General features: G+C 72.7%; 14 protein-coding genes. 7 read left to right on the top strand and 7 right to left on the bottom strand.

From position 1 onward, the window contains the following. Positions 1-200: 200 nt before the first annotated feature. On the bottom strand, positions 201-2,759 hold the full coding sequence (locus SGFS_RS26980) for a helicase C-terminal domain-containing protein (protein ID WP_286254109.1): 2,559 nt from the start codon (positions 2,757-2,759) through the stop codon (positions 201-203). Positions 2,760-2,910: 151 nt separating this feature from the next. Between SGFS_RS26980 and SGFS_RS26975 the strand changes: the two genes are divergently transcribed. Both SGFS_RS26975 and SGFS_RS26970 read left to right on the top strand, forming a co-directional pair. After that, the gene (locus SGFS_RS26975; protein ID WP_286254107.1) at positions 2,911-3,990 is read left to right on the top strand and encodes a hypothetical protein; all 1,080 of its coding nucleotides are present in this window, start codon (positions 2,911-2,913) and stop codon (positions 3,988-3,990) included. Positions 3,991-4,111: 121 nt separating this feature from the next. Continuing rightward, entirely contained in the window at positions 4,112-4,753 is a 642-nt protein-coding gene (locus SGFS_RS26970; RefSeq protein ID WP_286254105.1) for an HAD family hydrolase, read from the top strand. Here the strand turns inward: SGFS_RS26970 and SGFS_RS26965 are convergent. Next, on the bottom strand, positions 4,750-5,001 hold the full coding sequence (locus SGFS_RS26965) for a hypothetical protein (RefSeq protein ID WP_286254103.1): 252 nt from the start codon (positions 4,999-5,001) through the stop codon (positions 4,750-4,752). The genes SGFS_RS26970 and SGFS_RS26965 overlap by 4 nt on opposite strands. A gap of 204 nt (positions 5,002-5,205) precedes the next feature. On the opposite strand from SGFS_RS26965, the gene SGFS_RS26960 reads away from it, so the two are divergent. After that, positions 5,206-5,589, top strand: coding sequence for a cold-shock protein (locus SGFS_RS26960; protein WP_286254101.1), 384 nt, complete (start codon positions 5,206-5,208; stop codon positions 5,587-5,589). A 199-nt stretch (positions 5,590-5,788) separates the two neighbouring features. On the opposite strand, the gene SGFS_RS26955 is transcribed toward SGFS_RS26960, so the two are convergent. From SGFS_RS26955 to SGFS_RS26940, 4 genes are all read right to left on the bottom strand, one after another. Continuing rightward, positions 5,789-6,643 carry a 1,4-dihydroxy-6-naphthoate synthase gene (locus SGFS_RS26955; RefSeq protein WP_286254099.1) on the bottom strand — a complete coding sequence of 285 codons (855 nt, stop codon included), beginning with the start codon at positions 6,641-6,643 and terminating at the stop codon, positions 5,789-5,791. Continuing rightward, positions 6,633-7,409: a futalosine hydrolase gene (locus tag SGFS_RS26950; protein ID WP_286254098.1), complete on the bottom strand. Its 777-nt coding sequence runs from the start codon at positions 7,407-7,409 to the stop codon at positions 6,633-6,635. The genes SGFS_RS26955 and SGFS_RS26950 overlap by 11 nt, the downstream gene beginning before the upstream one ends. Further along, a complete protein-coding gene (locus tag SGFS_RS26945) occupies positions 7,373-7,867 on the bottom strand; it encodes a DUF2771 domain-containing protein (protein WP_286254096.1) in 495 nt (164 codons plus the stop codon). The genes SGFS_RS26950 and SGFS_RS26945 overlap by 37 nt, the downstream gene beginning before the upstream one ends. Before the next feature lie 96 nt (positions 7,868-7,963). Then, on the bottom strand, positions 7,964-9,364 hold the full coding sequence (locus SGFS_RS26940; protein ID WP_286254095.1) for an MFS transporter: 1,401 nt from the start codon (positions 9,362-9,364) through the stop codon (positions 7,964-7,966). A 389-nt stretch (positions 9,365-9,753) separates the two neighbouring features. Between SGFS_RS26940 and SGFS_RS26935 the strand changes: the two genes are divergently transcribed. The 4 genes from SGFS_RS26935 to SGFS_RS26920 all read left to right on the top strand — a co-directional run bounded on the left by SGFS_RS26935 (position 9,754) and on the right by SGFS_RS26920 (position 16,236). Then, positions 9,754-10,680, top strand: coding sequence for a DUF3027 domain-containing protein (locus SGFS_RS26935; RefSeq protein WP_286254094.1), 927 nt, complete (start codon positions 9,754-9,756; stop codon positions 10,678-10,680). Positions 10,681-10,980: 300 nt separating this feature from the next. Beyond that, complete coding sequence (locus SGFS_RS26930; protein WP_286254093.1) at positions 10,981-14,109, top strand: sacsin N-terminal ATP-binding-like domain-containing protein; 3,129 nt, start codon at positions 10,981-10,983, stop codon at positions 14,107-14,109. 219 nt (positions 14,110-14,328) lie between these two features. Next, entirely contained in the window at positions 14,329-15,099 is a 771-nt protein-coding gene (locus SGFS_RS26925) for a calcium-binding protein (protein WP_434028076.1), read from the top strand. A gap of 285 nt (positions 15,100-15,384) precedes the next feature. After that, positions 15,385-16,236 carry a hypothetical protein gene (locus tag SGFS_RS26920; protein WP_286254091.1) on the top strand — a complete coding sequence of 284 codons (852 nt, stop codon included), beginning with the start codon at positions 15,385-15,387 and terminating at the stop codon, positions 16,234-16,236. A gap of 30 nt (positions 16,237-16,266) precedes the next feature. On the opposite strand, the gene SGFS_RS26915 is transcribed toward SGFS_RS26920, so the two are convergent. Continuing rightward, positions 16,267-16,815 (bottom strand): DinB family protein, encoded by a 549-nt coding sequence (locus tag SGFS_RS26915; protein WP_286254090.1) that lies wholly within the window; start codon positions 16,813-16,815, stop codon positions 16,267-16,269. Between the last annotated feature and the right edge of the window lie 38 nt (positions 16,816-16,853).

Below are 16,853 nucleotides of genomic sequence, written 5' to 3'. Positions count from 1 at the left end.
GGGCCTTTCGGACGCAGGAAGTGATCACGGGATCGCGAACGGCACACAGGGTGGCTGTCCATGGCCCCGCGAGGGGATGCCGACAGCGCCACACGATCGCCCGATCGCGGGAGAACCTGCCCTGGCCTGCATGAACTGCCGCATACGCCCGAAGGGGTGACACCCACGCGGCAGCTTGATCAACTTTCCTGAGTCAGGGCTCAGCCCGCGTCGTCCGCCAGCTCCGCGACCCCTGTGATCCGGTGCAGCGGGTACGTCCGCACCTCGTCCGCCGTGTGGTCGTACGCCGTGACGAAGCCGCCCTCGACGCGGACCGGGGCGATGACGCGCTGGCTGGCGGCGCCCTCGGCGTTGACGTAGCCGATCCAGAGGGCCTCGCCGGTGAGGACGGCGGCCTGCATGGTGGCGAGCGTCTCGGCGGAGCTGGTGCGCGGCAGTCCGCCGGCGGCCGCCGCGGGGGTGGCGGTCTCCTTGCGGGGTGTGGTGGAGGCCAGGTCACCGGCGCGGATGGCGCGGATCGCGGCGCCGAGGAGGGTGTCGTCGGGGGCGGGCGGACCGTCCGGGACGGGCTCGGGCGCGGTGCGCGGCGGGGTGCGGTGGGCGAGCGCCCGGGTGATCAGGACGTCGCCCTCCGCGGACTCGGCGGCCGGGGCGTAGCCCATCGCGCGCAGCCCGTCCAGGAGCGCAGCCGGGTCGGCCTGGGCGGCCAGCACGGTCGGGGCGAGCCGACGCAGCCCGAGGGACTGGGACCGCTTGTCGGCGAGGATCTCGCTGAGCATGGTGTCGTCGTCGCAGCGCACATACGCCGAGGCCGCGCCGATCCGCAGATGGCCGTGACGCCGGGCCACATCGTCGATCAGATAGGCCAGCGGCTGCGGGACCGGCGTGCGGGAGTGCGAGGTCAGGAAGTCATGCAGGTCGGAGGCGGTACGGCCGGCGTCCAGGGCACGGCGTACGGAGCCCGGCGTGAACCGGTACACCGTCGCGCCACCCTTCGACTCCACGTCCGCGAGCACGCCCAGCGTCTCGGCCAGCGGGCGCTTCAGCGGGCCCGGCGCCACGGCCGTCAGGTCCGCCTGGAGCAGGACGTGGTCGAGCGGCTCGGGGAGAAGGGGGGCCAGCAGCCGGGCGGCGCGGGCGGCGGCAGCTGCCAGTTCGAGGGCGGGGTCGGGGGAGGTGGCGTGGTGGGCGGGGAGCCTGTCGCCGGGAGTCTCCGGCAGGCCGCCACCATCGGCCGGGGCCTCGTTCGCCGGCCCGAGCAGGGCGCGCCCGTGCGTCGACAGCGCCCCACGGCCCGTGATCCCGAGCGACTCGGCCTCCGACAGGGTCCACCGGGCGAGCCGGGTGCGCAGGTCCTGCGGGCCCTGGGCGCCCTCGGGCTGATGGCCACGAGTGGGGCGCTCCCAGCGCAGTCGGGCCAGTACGGAGTCGGGGGCGGGCGACGTGCCCTCCGGGAGCCCGGCGAGCAGGGTCAGCACCCGGTGGCGTACCTCCGGGGCGGCCGAACGGTCCAGGCCGGGGCCCAGCACCGACAACGTCCGGTCCTTGGCGTCCCGTTCCCCGACCACCCCGGCCGTACGGGTCGCCGTCAGCCAGGCCGTGGCGAGCCGTGTCCAGCGCTCGGCGGGGGGCAGCTCCAGCCACTCGTCGTACGCGGGCGTGGCGGCGTACCGCTCGTCGGCCTCGCCGTCGGAGGCCAACAGTCCGGCGGCGTAGGCGAGTTCGACCCAGAAGGCGGCGACCGGCTCGGGGACGTCGAGGGCGACGGCGGTCCGCTTCAGGTCGCGGAGGCTCAGCCCTCCGGCCCGCAGCACGCCCGGCCCGCCCTCGTCCCAGTCCTTCAGCAGTTCCTCGACGGTCGCCAGCGCGGTGTACGCCTGGCCGGCCGCCGTCGCGTCCACAACCTGTGGACGGTGGTCGCCGGCGGCCTCGACGGGGGGCGCGACGGGGTCGGTCCGCCGGTGCGCCCGGCCTCCGCGCAGATGCAGGGCGACCTCGCGGGGGATGACGACCGTGCCGGGCGCGGTGGGCAGCAGCAGGCCGCGGTCGAGGAGCCAGCGCAGATGGGCGGCCGGACTGGCGGTGACCTGGCCGTACGGCGGTCCCCAGACCAGCCGCGAGAGGACCTCCACCGCCTCGGCGGGGGCGCCGTCGAGCAGGGCGGACATACGGGCGCGGTCGGTGAAGAGCCCGGTGAGGGCGGCGACGGCCGACACGGAGTCGTGGGTGGTCGCCAGCCCCGCCGTGGTGACGATCTCCTGCACCCGCCCCGGCGACATCCCGGCCGTGGCCTCCGCGACCGTCGGCCCGAGCCCGGTGGGGGAGGGGTGCTGCGGGGACGGCGCGAGCAGCTCACGGGCGGTACGGACGAGACGGAGCCGGTCGTCCGGGCCCCACACGAGGGCCTGTTCGCGAAGCGTGCCGAGGGCACGGGGGAGCGCGGCGGCGACGGCCGGGTCGCCGCTGTGCCCGGCCAGGAGGTCGCTCAGTTCGTCGTACGACGCCGGGTCCGCGGCCACGGCCAGCGCCTGCGCCGTCTGGAGGGCGAACCGGTCCAGCCGTTCGAGCGCCCGCACGACCGAGGCGCGGGTGCCGGCGCGGGTGGCGAGCTGGGTGAGGTCGGTGGGGACCGGCGTGATGAGGTCCGGCCGCGCGCGGAGCAGCACGGCCAGCGAACCGTCGTCCCTTGCGCGCAGGGCTTCGGCCAGCGAGCGGGGGGCTCCGCTCAGGGGCGCGGGGGTGGGCTCCTCGGTGCTCATCCGGTCAACGGTAGCGGGTGTGCCCAGTGGGGTGGGGGTGCGCGGTCGTTGGCGGCTGCGGGTCGCGCTGTGGTTGCTCGCGCCGTTCCCGGCACCCCTTACGGGGCGCGATACGGTCGGTTCACAACCGGATGTACCCCGGAGGGGCCTCGTGGGGATTGAGAGTGACCAGGTCGTCTACGAGTATCTGAGCCGGGTCGGTGATCTGGCTCAGCAACAGCAGTTGCCGTCGGCGACCCGGATGCGGCTGGTGTCGGCGCTGCGGGACGAGATCGACCGGGCCCGGGCGAAGGCGCCGGTGGACAGCCCGGTCGCCGTGCGCCGCATCATCTCCCGGCTCGGCAGCCCCGACGAGGTCGTGGCCGCCGCGGGCGGGTCCGGTGACGTGCCCGAGCCGCGGACGGCCGTGCCTGTGCAGCGGGTGACGGCCGCGGATGTCGACGACGAGGCCACGGGGTGGGCCGGTGGGCTCACCAAGGGGCTGCGGCGTCGAGGGGTGCCCCGGCCGCGGCGGACGGAGCCGGCGGTCGCCCCTGACGACGGGCCCTCCCCGCCGCATCTCGCGCCCGAGCACGAGCTGGGGAACGGGGTGGCGCGGCCGGACTGGTGGCAGGTCGGGGGCGGGGGATCCGGCGGGGGTGGGTTCGGGGGTGGGGAGTTCGGGCTCGGGGACGCGGTACCGGGGTTCGTCGGGGGCGTGGAGATTCCCGAGCTGTTGAAGCCGCCGCCCGTGCGGGACACCGAGGCGGGAGGGAAGGGCCGGTCGGTCGAGAAGACGGTGCCGGGGGCCGCCGCGCCGTCTGGACCCTCCGCGCCCTCCGAGCCGTCAGCGCCGGAGGCGGACGAGACCGGTGCCAGGCGCCGCCGTCTTCCCCGTCTGCGGCCGCTCGGCGGGGGCTGGAGCAATCCGCTTCTGCTGTTGGCGGCGGGGTTGTTGGTGGCAGGGGCGGTCGTCGGCAGTCTGGTGCCGTTGGCGGCGGGGTGGTTGATCGCGTATCTCTCGCGGAGGTTGTCGCAGAACGAGTCGAAGTGGGCCGTGGTGATCATTCCGGGGCTGGCTGCGGCGGGGGGTGTCGTCTGGCTGTGGGGGCGTGCCGATGGGCGGTGGGGTGACCCCATCGTTCAGGGGCAGATGAACGCGGCGGTCGCGGAGACCTGGCCGTGGGTGGTGCGGGTGGCGGCCGTCGGGTCGGCCCTCTACCTCTTGTGGCGCTCGCAGCGGGCGCGTTGACCGGGGATTTTCTGCGGGCCGGTGGGGGCTTGTCGCGCGGTTCCCCGTGCCCCTGAAGGCAGAAGCACGGGGAGCGGGGAACCGCGCGAGCAACCACATGCGCCCCGTCACAATGGGAGGCATGACCTCTTCTGGGCTGACCGTCGGGTTTGATCTCGACATGACGTTGATCGACTCGCGGCCGGGCATCCACGCCTGTTACCGGGAGCTGACGGCACGCACGGGGACGTACGTCGACGCGGATCTCGCGGTCACGCGGCTCGGGCCGCCGCTCGAGGAGGAGTTGGCGTACTGGTTCCCGGCGGACGACATCCCCGCCGTCGCCGATCTCTATCGGGCGATGTACGTCGACATCGCCATCACCGCGACCCCCGCGATGCCCGGCGCCCGCCAGGCGATCGAGGCCGTGCGGGCGGCCGGCGGGCGGGCGATCGTCGTCACCGCCAAGTACGAGCCGAACGCCAAGCTGCATATGAAGCACCTGCGCATCGAGCCCGACGCGGTCGTCGGCAACCTGTGGGCCGAGGCCAAGGCGGACGCCCTGCGCGAGCACGGCGCCGATGTCTACGTCGGCGACCACACCGGCGACGTACGCGGCGCGCGCACGGCACGGGCGTACTCCGTGGCCGTGGCGACCGGTCCCTGCGACGCCCGGGAGCTGCGCGAGGCGGGCGCCGACGTCGTCCTCACGGATCTGACGGCGTTCCCGGAGTGGCTGGCCATATACGCCAACGGTCGCGCCGAAGGCCCGGCCGACCGCTAAGAACGCGCCTCTCGCGCCTTCCTGCGCCCCGCTGAGACCGCTTGCAGCACTCCGGCGCCCGCGATGAGGAAACCGACGCCCATGAGCATGCTCAAAAGGAACATGTACGTCGGGAAAGGCGTCGTTCCGAGGAACAGCGGGGCCACGGTGACGAGAGTGGCCACGGCACCGACGAAGAAGACGATGACACCGGCACGGATCAGCCGGTCACCGGGTTCGGCGGAATTCGGTTGGGTTTTGTCACGCACCCGACCAGGGTAGTTCCCAGCGCGAAGGAACAGTCGGGCGACGCCTTGTCACCGGCCTCCGGACCACTAGCCTTGGGAGCGGCGGGTCCCGACGACCCGCTGTAGTGCTATCAAGGGCCGTTTCCGCACACCCGGAACACGTGTGGAACACATACCGAACACTTTCCGACGCAGTTTCCGACGAGTACGAGGACGAGGACAGACGTGCCTACCGGCAAGGTCAAGTGGTTCAACAGCGAGAAGGGCTTCGGCTTTCTCTCCCGCGACGACGGCGGCGATGTCTTCGTCCACTCCTCCGTACTGCCCGACGGTGTCGACACACTCAAGCCGGGCCAGAAGGTCGAGTTCGGAGTCGTCGCCGGTCAGCGAGGGGACCAGGCCCTCTCCGTGACGATCCTGGAGCCGGCGCCCTCGGTCGCCGCCGCCCAGCGAAAGAAGCCCGACGAGCTGGCCTCGATCGTGCAGGACCTGACGACTCTGCTCGAGAACATCACGCCGATGCTGGAGAGGGGCCGCTACCCCGAGCGCACCTCCGGCAAGAAGATCGCGGGCCTCCTGCGCGCCGTGGCCGACCAGTTGGACGTCTAGGGCGTGTTTCGAAAGTGGCGTCGTCCGCCCGGAGGGCGGGGCCCGCGGCGTCTGGTGCGGTGCGTCGCAAGGCGGAGGGTCGTCCGCGTACTGGGCGTACGTGGACGATTCCGACAACGCGGCGAGGTGCCGTGCCAGGCGTCGCGGGGCAGACGGGACTTTCGAAACACGCCCTAGGGCCGACCGAAACTCCGGCCGGCTACGGGAAAGCGAGTGCGTTCGGGCCGAGGGGCGGCACCAGCCCCTCGGCCGCCGCGCGCGTCAGCAGGCCCCGGACCGCCGCATAGCCGTCCTCGCCCAGCGCGTCGGTGAACTCGTTGACGTACAGACCGATGTGCTGGTCGGCGACGGTCGGGTCCATCTCCTGGGCGTGTTCGAGGACGTACGGGCGGGAGGTCTCGGGGTCGTCCCAGGCGGCGCGCACCGAGGTGCGGATCGAGCCGGCCAGGCCCGTCAGGGTGTTCGCGCCCAGTGATCGCTTCGCGATGATCGCGCCCAGCGGGATCGGCAGGCCCGTCGTCGCCTCCCAGTGCTCGCCCATGTCTGCGAGCTTATGGAGGCCGTAGTTCCGGTACGTGAAGCGTGCCTCGTGGATGACGAGGCCCGCGTCGACCTTCCCGTCCCGGACCGCCGGCATGATCTCGTGGAAGGGCATTACGACGATCTCGCCGACGCCGGACGGGAGGGTGTCCGCCGTCCAGAGGCGGAAGAGCAGATACGCCGTCGAGCGCTCGCTCGGGACCGCGACCGTGCGGCCGGTGAGGTCCGCGTCCGGCTCGCGCGTCAGTACCAGTGGGCCGCAGCCACGGCCCAGCGCGCCGCCGCAGGGCAGCAGGGCGTACTCGTCGAGGACGTACGGCAGGACGGCGTACGACACCTTCAGCACGTCGAACTCGCCGCGCTCGGCCATGCCGTTGGTGATGTCGATGTCCGCGAACGTCACATCGAGGGCCGGCGCGTCCGGGACCCGGCCGTGGGCGAGCGCGTCGAAGACGAACGTGTCGTTCGGGCAGGGGGAGTACGCGATCCGCAGGGGCTGCTCGTCACTGGTCATGGCTGCTCCAACTCTTCAGGACCGGCTCCAGCTTCCCGAAGGCCTCCGTCAGGGCCGTGAGGGCCTCGCCGATGCGCCAGGCCGCGCGGTCACGGGGGCCGACGGGGTTGGAGATCGCTCGTAGTTCGAGGAGGGGGGTGCGGTGGGCCGCCGCAGCCTCGGCCACGCCGAAGCCCTCCATCGCCTCGGCCAGGGCCCGGGGGTGGCGGGTGCGGAGGGCCGCGGCCCGCTCGGCGGTGCCGGTGACCGTGGAGACCGTGAGTACCGTGCCGGTGCGGGCGCCCGTCGCCGTCGCGGCCTCGCGTACGAGCGCCGGGGGCGGGGTGTGGGCGATCGTGCCGAAGCCGAGGTCCGTGACGGGGAGGAAGCCGTCCGGAGTCTCCGCGCCCAGGTCCGCCGCCGTGATCTCGTCGGCGAGGACCAGCGAGCCGACCGGCGCCTCGGGCTGGAAGCCGCCCGCGATGCCGGTGGAGACGACCAGGACGTACGGGGTGCCGGCGAGGGCCGCGGCGGTCAGCGCGGCGGCGGTGGAGGCGGCGGCGAGGGCGGGGCCCACACCGGCGGCCAGGAGGTCGTAGCCGCCACCGAGACGGCGCACGGTCGCGCCCGGGAGCCGTACGTCCTCGCCTTCGGCCGTGACGGGCGTGCACGCCGTGAACGCCCGTGCCACCGCGTCCCGTTCGGCGGGGACCGCGGTGGCCACGAGGATGCGTGCCTGGGCGGGCGGCGTCAGCTGTCGTCTTCCTTCTTGAACTTGAAGGACCACACGCCGGTGGCCTTGTTCTTGCCCTCACGGATGGAGACCACGACGGTGTCGCCCTGGATGCCGTACTGGGCGTTGAAGAAGACGTAGCCGCCGACCGACAGGTAGGTCTTCTTGGTGGGCTCGCCCATGAGCGGCTGGCCGTTGAGGAGGATCGTCCAGCCCTTGTCGGCGATCTCCGGGTCGACGCCGAAGCGGACCTTCTCATCGGTGTCGATCGTGATCGACTTCAGGTCCTTGGCCTTGAGGCACTTCGCGATCTCCTCCTGCGTCACCTCCTTGCCGTCGGTGTAGCAGTCGGTCTCGGTGCTCACCGATTTCCCGCCGACCGTGACGGTGGCGATCGGCGACGGCTTGTCACAGGCGGACAGGACGAGAAGTCCGGCGGAAACGGCGCCGAGAGCGGCTGCGGCGCGACGGCTGCGTCGATCAGCGGCTCCGCCGCGGGGCATGGAGGTCATGGGCGAAGGCTATCGGGCGCCTCCGGGAGACCTCCTACGTGGGGGTGCGGCGTGCCGTGTCCGTGACCCAGGGCCCTTCTGAGACACGGGGAGAGCTCACGCCACCCGGGGGTGGGGCGCTGAGCCGTGTCTCGCCGACGCGAGCAGGCCGCGGACCGTGGTGAGCCAGCCGGCGGCGACGATCGTGGCGCCGACGGCCAGGCCCAGGGTGCCGTTGAGGGGGAGCGCGATGCCGATGCCGCCGCCGAGCACCCAGGCCATCTGGAGCAGGGTCTCGGAGCGGGCGAAGGCCGAGGTGCGGACGACCTCGGGGACGTCGCGCTGGATCAGGGCGTCCAGGGCCAGCTTGGACAGGGCCTGCGAGAAACCGGCGACCGCGGTGAGCACGGCGATGAGGAACGCCCCGAAGAAGAACGCCGCCGTGACGGCCACGCCCAGCTCGACGGCGACGACGGTCACGATGATCAGCTCCGGCGAGCGCTGCTTCACCCACGCCCCCACGGCCGTGCCGAGCGCGTTTCCCGTACCGGCCGCGACGGCGACCATGCCGAGGGAGACGGCGGCGCTCTGCCCGGAGAGCGGATGCTCGCGCAACAGGAACGCCAGGAAGAAGATCAGGAAGCCGGAGAGGCAGCGCAGGGCGGCGTTGACGCCGAGCGCGTGGGTGACGGCCGGGCCGACCGTACGCAGACCCGGGCGCTTGAGGGTGCTGCTGCGGTGCGGGCCGTGCAGATGCTCGGGGTCGGCGGCCAGCAGGGCGGTGTCCTCGCCCTTCGCCGAGTCGACCTTGTGCGGGAGGGAGAACGACAGGACCGTACCCACGATGAAGATCACGCAGGCGCCGTAGAGCGGCCAGCGCGGGCCGATGGCCTGGAGCCCGGCGCCGACGGGCGCGGCGACGCCGGTGGCGAGGAGCCCGCAGAGCGTGACCCGGGAGTTGGCCTTGACCAGGGAGAACCGGGGCGGGAGGAGCCGGGGGACGACCGCGCTTCTGACCACCCCGTACGCCTTCGACGCGACCAGGACGCCCAGGGCGGCCGGGTAGAGCTGGAAGGTGCCGGACTCGACGGCGCCGACCAGGACCAGGGCGAGCAGGGCGCGGGCCAGCATCGCGCCGGCCATCGCGGCGCGGCGGCCGTGCGGGAGGCGGTCGAGGAGGGGGCCCACGACCGGGGCGAGGAGGGCGAAGGGGGCGAGTGTGATGCCGAGGTAGAGCGCGACCCGGCCGCGGGCCTCGTCGGTGGGGACGGAGAAGAAGACGGTGGAGGCGAGGGAGATGGTGATCATCACGTCGCCGGCGCCGTTCACTCCGTGCAGTTCGATCAGTTTGCCGAGGCCGGACTCACCGGCGCCGTGCGCGTGGGTGGCCTTGCGGATGCCCCTGGCGGTGCCGGTGACCGGGAAGTGCAGGGCGCGGGCGACGGAGCGGACGGCACCGCCGAGTCGGCCCGATCCGCCCTCGCTCTTGCCGCTTGTGCTCCGCTTGAGGGCAGCCACGACGTCATAGTGCCCCGGGATGGGGGTCAGTAGTGCGGTTACCGCTCGTATGGGGGTGCTGTCTGATAGCTGGGGGCTTGGGGGCGTGTGGCGGGTGCGGGTTCGTCGCGGTCGCTCGCGCGGTTCGGCGTAGCCCCGTCGGCGAACCCCGCACAGTCCGCGGAGCGGCCGGTGTGGGCGCGGAGGCTCGGAGAAGGTAGCGTGCATAACGCGCCTGCGGCGGTTGTTCTCGGCCGCGCGCCTGAAGTTCATCCCGCAGAATGGATGACATAGGTGCGCCCGAGTGCGATCGGGCGCGGACGTCGACGCGGCCCTCCGGTCCGCTCCGTCCGCGCTCCCCGTCGACGGGAGGCGCACTCGTGAGACGGCGTAGGAGAGAAGCGATACCTGTGAGCGCAGCGACAACGCGAAGCCGCACCCCCGACCGCCTGTGCGCCGAGGCCGTCGACCTCGCCCGCGGCGCCGCCGAGGAGGCGGCCGCACCCGGCGTGGTGGGCGAGCACGCGGGACTCGTCGTCGAAGGGGACCGAGTCGTCACCCACTTCTTCGAGTGCAAGGAACTGGGGTACCGCGGCTGGCGCTGGGCCGTGACCGTCGCCCGGGCCTCACGCGCGAAGATCGTGACGTTGGACGAGGTCGTGCTGCTGCCCGGCCCCGACGCGCTGCTCGCGCCCGAGTGGGTGCCGTGGAGCGAGCGGCTGAGGCCCGGTGACATGGGCCCCGGCGATCTGCTGCCCACCGACGCCGAGGATCTGCGGCTGGAGCCCGGTTTCTCCGGCGAGGAGGAGCCGCCGCCGAACGCCGCGGTCTCGCACGACATGGCCGAGCTGGTGGAGGCGGAGGACGCCGAGGTCACCGCCCGGGTGCCGGCGAACCTGCCGATCGCGCCGTCGCGCGGGTCGATCGCGGCGGTCGCGGAGGAGCTGGGCATGCGCCGGGCGCGTGTGCTGTCGCGCTACGGGCTGCATGTCGCGGCGGACCGGTGGGAGGAAGGGTTCGGGGCGAAGACGCCGATGGCGCAGGCCGCGCCCGCGAGCTGTCTGAGCTGCGGGTTCCTTGTGCCGATGGGTGGGTCGCTCGGGCAGGCGTTCGGGGTGTGCGCGAATGAGTTCGCGCCGGCGGACGGGCGGGTGGTGTCGCTGACGTACGGGTGCGGGGGGCACTCCGAGGCGGCGGTCATGCCGAAGCCGCCGCGGCCCGCGGAGCCGGTGATCGATGAGACGCGGGTGGATCCGTTCCCGCTGCGGCCCGCGCCGGATTCGGGGTCGGTGCCGGTGGAGGAGTCGGCGGACGAGGCGGATTTGGGGCACTCGTAGTCGAGGGACGAGGCGGACTTGGGGCACTCGTAGTCGGCGGGTTCGCGTGGGATTTTCTCGCCCCCGCCGGCCCTACCCGTCCCATCCGCAAGCTGGGGGCTGCGCCCCCGGACCCCCGGGTGAGTTCTTCGGCTGCGGGCAGGTGGGGCTTGTCGCGCAGTGCCCCGCGTCCCTGAAGGCAACGGCCCCCGCGCGAGAAAGCGCGACGAACCCGCACCCGCCGACGTACCCCACCGAACCCGAGCTATCGGACGCCCCCGGACGCGGTACCTTCGTGCCCCGCGACATGGAAGGTGAACCGTGAGCAAGTTCGTGCGGCCGGCGGCCGAGGGTGCGGACCCGTTCGGGACGGCGCGACTGCGGCGCGGGGTGCTGGACGCCTGGGCCACCAGCCCGGCCCGGTTCCGCGAGGACGCCAACGCCGAGGAGGACCTCGTCCTCGGCGGTTACCGGGACAGGCTTGTCGTCGAGCTGGCGCAGAACGCCGCCGATGCCGCGGCACGGGCCAAGGTGCCGGGCCGACTCCGGCTCACCCTCCGCGACGGCGTCCTCGTCGCCGCCAACACCGGCGCTCCCCTCGACGCGGCCGGTGTCGAGTCCCTCTCCACCCTGCGTGCCTCCGCCAAGCGGGACAGCCATGACAACGGCGCGGTGGGGCGGTTCGGTGTGGGGTTCGCCGCCGTGCTCGCCGTGACCGACGAGCCCGCCGTCGTGGGGCGGCACGGCGGTATCCGCTGGTCCCTCGCCGAGGCGCGCGAGCTGGCGGGCGACACCGCCCGGCACAGCCCGGGACTGGGTGACGAGATCCGGCGCCGCGACGGGCACGTGCCCCTGCTCCGGCTGCCGTTCGCGGCAGAGGGGTCCGCCCCGGCGCCGTACGACACCGTCGTGATCCTGCCGCTGCGGGACGCCGCCGCCACCGATCTCGCCGAGCGGCTCCTCGAACGCGTCGACGACGCCCTCCTGCTCGCCCTGCCGGGGCTCGAAGAGGTGGTCATCGAGAACGGCGACCACCCGGTGAGGACCGTCCAGCGGCGCGCCGACGGCCCGTACACCGTCGTCGAGGACTCCCGCGACGGCCTCACCCGCTGGCGTACGGCCGCCGCGCACGGGGCGCTCGACGCCGCGCTGCTCGCCGACCGGCCGGTCGAGGAGCGGCGGCGGCCGCACTGGTCGGTCACCTGGGCCGTGCCCACCGGCGACGACGGCGCCCCGGTCCGGCCGCGCACCAGCCCGGTCGTGCACGCGCCCACGCCCAGCGACGAGGCCCTCGGCGTACCGGCCCTGCTCATCGCCTCGCTGCCGCTCGACCCGACCCGGCGGCACGCCGCGCCCGGCCCGCTCACCGACTTCCTCGTGCAGCGCGCGGCGGACGCGTACGCCGAACTCCTCGCCGACTGGGAGCCGGTGGCCGAGGGCGTCATCGACCTCGTGCCCGGCCCGCTCGGCAAGGGCGAGCTGGACGGCGCCCTGCGCCAGGCGATCCTCGACCGGCTGCCGCGCACGTCGTTCCTGCCGCCGGCCCATGACCCCGGTGACGACGACGACCTCCCCGCCTCCCTCCGGCCGCGTGACGCCGAGGTCGTGGAGGGCGCCGGGGCCGAGACCGTCCAGGTCCTCGCCGACGTACTGCCGAGCCTGCTGCCCGCCGGCCTTGAGCGGCGCGTGGAGCTGCGCACGCTCGGTGTCGCGCGCGTCCCGCTGGGCGACGCGATCGACCGGCTCGCGGGGCTGGAGAAGGCCCCCGACTGGTGGCGGCGGCTCTACGACAGCCTCGCCGGGGTCGACCCGGACCGACTGTCCGGGCTGCCGGTGCCGCTCGCGGACGGGCGGACGACGATCGGCCCCCGGCAGGTGCTCCTTCCGACTTCCGACGGGCCGCGGACCGCGCCCGAGACCCTCGCCCGCCTCGGCCTGAAGGTCGCCCATCCCGACGCCACGCATCCCCTCCTGGAGAAGCTCGGCGCCCTGCCCGCCACCCCGCGCGCGGTGCTCACCACCCCGCAGGTACGGGCCGCCGTGGCCGCGTCGCTGGACGACGACGGCGGTGTGTGGGACGAGGAGGACGGCCGTCCGGACGCCGACGAGCTGGCCGAGCTGGTCCTGACCCTCGTCCGTGACGCCGCCCTCGACCCCGGTGACGAGCCCTGGCTCGGCGCCCTCGCCCTGCCCGACGAGGACGGCGAACTGGCCCCCGCCGGTGAACTGGTCCTCCCCGGCAGCCCCTTCGCCCAGGTCATGCGCGAGGACGAACTCGCCTTCGTGGAAGCCGAACTGGCGGACCGGTGGGGCGAACAGCCGCTGGCCGCCTGCGGAGTGCTGGCCAACTTCGCCCTCGTACGCGCCACCGACGTCGTCCTCGACCCCGACGAACTGGAGCCCCGCGACGGCGACTTCGCCGAGCCTGACGACGCCGGTCTGCTGGACGCGGTGGACGTGTGGAGCGAGGACATCCTGGACCGCTTCCCGGACTCGCCCGTGCCCCCGGTGGCCACCGAGCTGGTCGCGGTCCGCGATCTGGACCTCGTCGACGACGACCGCTGGCCGCAGACGCTCGCGCTGCTCGCACAGCCGCCGCTGCGGGACGCGCTCGTCCAGCCGGTGCGGATCCTGCTGCCGGACGGCACGCACGAGGTCGTACGCCCGTACACGGCTTGGTGGCTTCGGGGACATCCCGTGCTGAACGGCCGTCGGCCCGCCGGCCTGCTCGCCGCCGGCGGCGACCCGCTGCTGCGCGGCCTGTACGACGAGGCCGACGCCACCGGCTTCGACGACGAGCAGGTGCTGCGCGCGCTGGGCGTACGCACGTCGGTGGCGGCCCTGCTGGACGAGCCGGGCGGCGCGGCGGAGCTGCTCGACCGCCTGTCCGACCCGGACCGCGAGGTCACCTCCGCCCAACTCCACGGTCTCTACGGGGCGTTGGCCGACCTGGATCCCGAGCAGGTGACCCTGCCCGAAGAGGTGCGGGCGGTGGTGGACGGCGAGGTCACGGTCGTGGACGCGGCGGACGCCGTGGTCGTCGACTCCCCCGATCTGCTGCCCTTCACGGCCGGAGTCCCGCTCCTGCCCGTACGGCCGTCCCGGGCCGCCGAGTTGGCCGAGCTGTTTCAGGTGCGGCGGCTGAGCGAGTCGGTGACGGGCGAGGTCGACTCCGAGGGCACGGAGCACGACGTACCGGAGTCGGTCCGGGTCCTTCTCGGCCCGGCCACCCCCGCCTCGTACGTCGAGCACGAGGAACTCGTCGTGGACGGGGTGGAGCTGGACTGGCGCCGGACGCGCGACGGTGTGCTGCACGCGGCCACGCTGGAGGGCGTCGCGGCGGGGCTGGCCTGGGCGGCGGGCCAGTGGCCGCGCCGCTTCGAGGTGGCCGCGCTGCTGGAGGACCCGTCCAGGACGGAGGAGTTGGCGCGGGATCGTTGGTTCGACTGAGCGGCGAGAAGTGGCGGTTCTGTGGATGTGCTGTGCGGGTGTGATCCCGGACACATGTGCGAGAGTGGCCCAACTTCCGTACAACCATTCGCCACTCTCGTAGATCTGACCCCGGGAGCCCCTCGGGGCTCAGCAGACCAAACAACTGGACCCGTGTGCCTTGACGTCGCCTCCGGCGGCGCGCCGCGCGGTCCCTTCCACGTGGGGAATACATTGCACATGCGTGCCACTCTGGGCATCGTCACCGGCGCCCTGGCCCTGACCGCCTTCGCCGCTCCGGCCGCGCAGGCCGACGAGCACGTCGGCAACACGAAGATCTCCAACGTCGTCGTCAACGGCGGCAAGCCCATCGTCCTGGGCGCGACGGCCAAGAAGACGGTCAAGGTCAAGTTCACCGTCACGGACAACTCCGGTGTGTGGCGGGCCGCCGCGCAGCTGTTCCACGGCAAGAGCATCGAGACCGCCGACAGCGCCGCCGCCTCCGGCAGCACCTGGATCAAGTGCACCAAGGTCAGCTCCACCAAGGCGACCTGCTCGGCGAACTACACCTTCACGGCCGGCGCCAACGCCAACAACTCGGTCGCCGGCACCTGGAAGACCTGGGCCATCGCCCAGGCCAAGGACAACAACTACGTCCAGAAGGACAACGCCAAGTCCTTCAAGGTCCAGCGCGCCACGAAGCTCGAGACCGCCGACGCCTCTCCCGAGCCGGTGATCAAGGGCGAGTCCGTCACGGTCACCAGCAAGCTGACGCGCGCCAACTGGAACACGGGCACGACCGGCGGCTACGGCAGCCAGTCCGTGAAGCTCCAGTTCAAGAAGGCGGGCACGTCCACCTACAAGGACGTCAAGACGGTCAAGTCCGACTCCACGGGCGCGGTGACGGCCACCGTCAAGGCGACCGTCGACGGCACGTACCGTTACGTCTTCGCCGGCAGCTCCGGCACGGCGGCGGCGACGGCCGTCGGCGACACGATCGACGTGCAGTAAGACGGCTCAGCACGACGCGCGGCGGATTCCGCTGTAGCTGAGCATCACCTCCCGCCGGTCCCGGTTCTTCCGGGGCCGGCGGGCTTGTCGTGCGGCCGACCGTGGCTTGTCGTGCGGCAGGTCGCGCCCTGCGTAACGGCTGAACCAAGGGTTCCGTATAGCTCTCCCAAGACTGCGCATGCCCGGCTCAAATTCGTGTTCCCGGCGGAATGGGACAGGCGAACTCGTGTTCAGATCATCCGGGCCAAGAGGCCCCACGATCACCTTTCTCCACTTGGGGAACACATGCGCACAAGAGCCACTGTGGCCGCCGCCCTCGGCGCCCTGGCCCTCTCCGCCCTCGCCGTGCCGTCCGCGCAGGCCGCGGACTCGGCCGCGACCAGCGGTACGCCGTACACGCTCGCTGTCAGCTTCTCGAACTTCAAGATCGCCAAGTCGATCAAGGTCGGCACGAGCGCCATGGTCAGCGCCCCGGTCAGCTACACGCTGACCCACGACGCCTCCGTCGACATCACCGCGGACGACTTCTTCTCCGAGCCCTTCCTCTACCGGGGCACCTTCGGCGACGACGACACCCCGCAGCTCTTCAGCGACGACTTCGCCACCTGCACGGCCACCTCGTCGACCACGGCGACCTGCAAGGCCACCATCAACATCTACCCGGCCGACGACGACCTGCTCAACTCGCAGGCCGGCACCTGGGAGGCCGGCGCCGACGCCACCGCGTTCAACGGCCAGGACCCCACCGGCGGCAGCGGCTTCGACATCAGCAAGGTCGGCTTCAAGGACCAGGGCGGCCTCGCCTCCACCTCCGTCCTGCGTCTCGCCAAGCTGACGGCCAACGCCGGTCCGGAGCCCGTGGCCAAGGGCAAGACCATCACCACCACCGGCAAGCTGACCCGCGCCGACTGGCAGAGCCACACCTACAAGGCCTTCACCAAGCAGCCGGTCAAGCTGCAGTTCAAGAAGGCGGGCACCAGCACGTATACCACCGTGAAGACCGTCTACTCCGACACGTCCGGCAATGTGAAGGCCACCGCCACCGCCGCCTCCGACGGGTACTGGCGGCTCAGCTTCGCGGGCACGACGACCACCGCGTCGGTCAACGCGACCGGTGACTACGTCGACGTGAAGTAGCCGATGTGACTGTCTCGGCGGCTCGGCGGGTCACATGCCCGTCGAGCCGTCGATGTGTTCGCGCAGCAGGTCCGCGTGGCCGTTGTGCCGGGCGTACTCGGCGATCAGGTCCACCAGGATCCTGCGCAGCGAGACCGGCTCGCCCGTGCTCCTGCGAATCCCCGTCTCGTCCAGCGACACGGCGGCTTCGGTGATCCGCCGGGAGCGTTCGCACTCCGCCCGCCAGAGGGCGAAGGCCTCGTACACGTCACCGTCCAGGCGGTCGAAGTCCTGGTCGGGGTCCTCGTCCGAGTAATGGAGCATCGGCACGTCCTCGTCGGCGAACTGGATACGGAACCACCAGCGCTCGACGCCCGCCAGATGGCGTACGAGGCCGTGGAGGGACAACGTCGAGGGCGGCACCGCCCGCTCGGACAGTCGCTCCGGCGGCAGACCGGCGCACTTGAGCTCGAACGTGGCCCGCTGCCAGTCCAGGACCGCGCACAGCGTCTCTCGCTCGCCGCCGACGGAGGGCGGTGGGGTGCGGGTGTCGTCGGGCCAGCGGGGTGAGTATTGCTCGGGCGCGGGTGTGTCGGGCATCGTCGGCTGCCTTTCTGGCGGGGACGGCCGAGTCTGGC

The sequence above is a fragment of the Streptomyces graminofaciens genome (assembly GCF_030294945.1).
Lineage (GTDB): Bacteria > Actinomycetota > Actinomycetes > Streptomycetales > Streptomycetaceae > Streptomyces > Streptomyces graminofaciens.
Note: the sequence above shows the minus strand (reverse complement) of the source record. Positions and strands in the feature narration are given on the sequence as shown.

Coding starts and splice junctions, on each gene's coding strand:
- SGFS_RS26980 (WP_286254109.1), bottom strand. CDS start 2,759: ATGAGCACCGAGGAGCCCACCCCCGCGCCCCTGAGCGGAGCCCCCCGC.
- SGFS_RS26970 (WP_286254105.1), top strand. CDS start 4,112: ATGACCTCTTCTGGGCTGACCGTCGGGTTTGATCTCGACATGACGTTG.
- SGFS_RS26955 (WP_286254099.1), bottom strand. CDS start 6,643: ATGACCAGTGACGAGCAGCCCCTGCGGATCGCGTACTCCCCCTGCCCG.
- SGFS_RS26945 (WP_286254096.1), bottom strand. CDS start 7,867: ATGACCTCCATGCCCCGCGGCGGAGCCGCTGATCGACGCAGCCGTCGC.
- SGFS_RS26925 (WP_434028076.1), top strand. CDS start 14,329: ATGCGTGCCACTCTGGGCATCGTCACCGGCGCCCTGGCCCTGACCGCC.
- SGFS_RS26920 (WP_286254091.1), top strand. CDS start 15,385: ATGCGCACAAGAGCCACTGTGGCCGCCGCCCTCGGCGCCCTGGCCCTC.
- SGFS_RS26915 (WP_286254090.1), bottom strand. CDS start 16,815: ATGCCCGACACACCCGCGCCCGAGCAATACTCACCCCGCTGGCCCGAC.